The 2937-nt window shown below is 51.9% G+C and carries 5 protein-coding genes; all 5 read right to left on the bottom strand.

The genetic code is table 11. The annotated features are described in order from the left end of the window. The coding region (locus LDL35_RS15185) for a hypothetical protein (protein ID WP_304024082.1) at nucleotides 1-211 on the bottom strand (211 nt) is incomplete at its 3' end. Continuing rightward, nucleotides 189-1274, bottom strand: a complete 1086-nt coding sequence (locus LDL35_RS15180; RefSeq protein ID WP_304024079.1) for a ribonuclease H-like domain-containing protein — start codon at nucleotides 1272-1274, stop codon at nucleotides 189-191. The genes LDL35_RS15185 and LDL35_RS15180, both read right to left, overlap by 23 nt. A gap of 66 nt (nucleotides 1275-1340) precedes the next feature. Further along, the gene (locus LDL35_RS15175; protein ID WP_304024076.1) at nucleotides 1341-1970 is read right to left on the bottom strand and encodes a flavodoxin family protein; all 630 of its coding nucleotides are present in this window, start codon (nucleotides 1968-1970) and stop codon (nucleotides 1341-1343) included. Next, entirely contained in the window at nucleotides 1967-2578 is a 612-nt protein-coding gene (locus tag LDL35_RS15170; RefSeq protein ID WP_304024074.1) for a flavodoxin family protein, read from the bottom strand. Before LDL35_RS15170 ends, LDL35_RS15175 begins: the two co-directional genes overlap by 4 nt. A 6-nt stretch (nucleotides 2579-2584) precedes the next feature. Next, the coding region (locus LDL35_RS15165; RefSeq protein WP_304024071.1) for a redoxin domain-containing protein at nucleotides 2585-2937 on the bottom strand (353 nt) is incomplete at its 5' end.

Here is a 2937-nt window from a genome sequence, read left to right as displayed (position 1 = left end):
CCAAACCTGCTGCAATTGCCTCTATTGCTTCAGCCTGGTGGGAGTACAACGTGATTTTTTCCTTCTCCAGCCAGTCTTTTACCCGGGCGGGGAGGACTGCCGGAGATGGAGACAGGAGAGCATCCTTCCCCTGGATTCTCTGGATATGTGCAATATATTCGGAGTACCGCCGGTTCTCCAGGAGAAATTCAAGAAAACCGGAGACGCTCATACCACTCTGAAACAAGACGCTCAAGAAGGAAGGCCAGACTTACCACATCCTGCCTGTTATGTTCAACAATCGGGATCAGGGGGCCGGGATTCTTCGTCTCCATGTACGTGCAGTACCATTCAGGAACGAGGGCACCGGGGAGGTCTTCATCCCTGGTTATATCCAGAATCCGTGCCTCAAGGGTACCCAGTCTGCAGTCCGGAACAGCATGTTTCCACAGGCGCCGTGAGGGGTGAAGGAGATCATAATGGGGCGTTGCAGGAAGGGGAGGGAGTCCGTAATAGGCCAGCCGGTCTGCAATATACGGAATATCAAAACTCCTGCCATTAAAGCTGACCAGAACGGCATCTTCCGGGATCTCCTCCATGAATGCAGAGAGGGCCGGTGCTTCCTCACTAATATCACGAAGTAGATACTGTTTCACCTGCAGCTCCCCGTCCCTGAAGTACCCAAGACCTATCAGAATGACGGGCCTTCCAAAGATACCAAGGGTCTCGATATCAACAAACCGGAATGATTCAGGAGAGAAAAGACCGGATGTCAGAAGCGTGAGCGGGTGGGCTGCCCCTTTTCGTACCGTACTGAGCCGGCAGACAGCAGCCGGTTCCTGCTCCAGCACCTCAAGCACACTGAGAGCAGACGGGCGGTACTTTCTCATCCGTGCCATATCCCGCAGCGTTTTACAACCCTTCGATCTCAGTCGTGCAGATACCGCAGGACCTACCCCCCGCACCAAAGTCAGGTCATGATCTAGCAGGGCATGAATATCCGATCTGCCATGCCTGATACATGGTGCAGAAGACCGGGAACTGATGACATAATACTCACCCTCCTGGTTTCTCCGTTCCTCTCCGGAAAAACAGTCCTCAAGACAGGCATCAGAATAGTCGCGACAGAGCCTGGATAACAACTGCTGGTTCTCGAGGAACACAGACTCCCTGACCGGATACCGGTTCAGACCAAGCCTGAATACGTTATCATGAGGGACAATGGTATACTCAGGTGATGCAGCAATCTTCGCCTGCCATCTCCTCCCGATACCTGCAAGATCTGCCCCTGCCATACTCCAAGGTCATCGAATGAGCATATAAAGGATGAAGGCCACGGGGTGAAAGTGAAGATGGCCATGTTACCGCTTTGCCAGCTCTAAACAGGGCCTGCCTGCCAGTATCCCGGTGACTGCACTGGTTCCCATCCGGTACACATCATCAAGAGCAGTCGGGTGCCCGGTGATACCCCCATATCCGTCCATATTGGAGGCAAGGTACCCGGCACAATGGGTAAAACCCAGGATATTAAAGAGAGCCCGCATCATCGGATATGCAGTATCAAAAACATCTGGCTGATCCATGCCTGCAGTCGAGAGAAAATACCCACGCCGAAGCTTTTTCTCCTCAGGACTGATGATATGAGAACCAAGGACAAAATGCCTGACCCAGATATAATGGGCACGATCTATAAATGACTTCAGTTCAGCGGTAATACCCATGGTATAGATGGGTGAACTGATGATAATGCAGTCAGCGGCAAGCATCCGGTCATAGAGCTCCCGCACGGCATCGTCCATGATACACATCCCGGTCTTATGACAGGCATTGCATCCTTTGCATGATGAGTATTCCAGGGTGGAAAGAACCACCTTCTCGGTGATCCCCCCCGCATCTGATGCACCTTCCAAAAACCGGTCAAGGAGCTGTTCAGTATTCCCCCTCCGACGCGGACTTCCGGAGAGCCCGATGACCGTGACCGTTTCTTTCAAGCCAATCGCTCCTTCATTGTCTCTAGTACTGACCGGGAGAGAGATAAGGCCTCTTCCTTTGCAGTCGGATGCGAGATGACTGCTCCTTTCTCATCAACATGCCGGATCATCAGGTATGAGAGATCACGGTTCTTCACTTCAATGACGTGGAAGAAACATTTGACAACCGGAATGGCCGCATCAAACACATAATCCCAGTCCTGACCTGCGGTTGAGATGAATATGCCCCATCGTTTCCCAATCCGCTCAGGAGGGACGACCGGGAGTTTGAGCACGTATTTTCTGGATCTGAAAACCTGGGCCCTATCCACGAGTACTTTTGCCTGGGCACAGATGCTCATACAGTAGATGGGTGCGGACAGGATGATACAGTCTGCCTCAAGAATCTGGTCATGAAGAAGATCCATACCATCATGACTGACACAGGCGTTGAGTTTTTCACAGGCATTACACCCGCGACAGGGGGCAATATCTGCATCATTCAGAACGACCTTGGTAATCCTGACATCAGGGTCCTTTCTCATCTCATCAAGAACCCAGTCAAGGAGTATCTCTGAATTGCCATGCCGCCGGGGGCTTCCTGCAATGGCAAGCACTCGGATAGTCATAAAAATTTAGAGGTTTTTAAAGCAGAGATACCAGTCCTTACACTCATACCCCTGGGAAAGACGGACCTTTGCATCTTCCGTGGTTACCGGGGCCGGGACGACGACCTTCTCACCAGGCTGCCAGTTTGCCGGGGTAGCAACGCCAGCCTTATCTGTTGTCTGAAGTGCCTTGACCAGCCTGATGATCTCGGGAATATACCGGCCATTGCTGAGCGGATAATAGATCATGGCCCGTAAAATACCCTTGTCGTCGATGAAGAATACCGCCCTGACTGCAGCGGTCGAACTCTGACCAGGATGGATCATCCCGTATTTAGAGGCTACATTCATGTCAAGGTCAGCAATAATCGGGAACAAAA

This window comes from Methanospirillum hungatei (assembly GCF_020216685.1).
GTDB lineage: Archaea > Halobacteriota > Methanomicrobia > Methanomicrobiales > Methanospirillaceae > Methanospirillum > Methanospirillum hungatei_B.
Note: the sequence above shows the minus strand (reverse complement) of the source record. Positions and strands in the feature narration are given on the sequence as shown.

Bases quoted from the DNA above. Each gene is read 5' to 3' on its own strand.
- LDL35_RS15180 (WP_304024079.1), bottom strand. From the start codon at position 1,274: ATGGCAGGGGCAGATCTTGCAGGTATCGGGAGGAGATGGCAGGCGAAG.
- LDL35_RS15170 (WP_304024074.1), bottom strand. From the start codon at position 2,578: ATGACTATCCGAGTGCTTGCCATTGCAGGAAGCCCCCGGCGGCATGGC.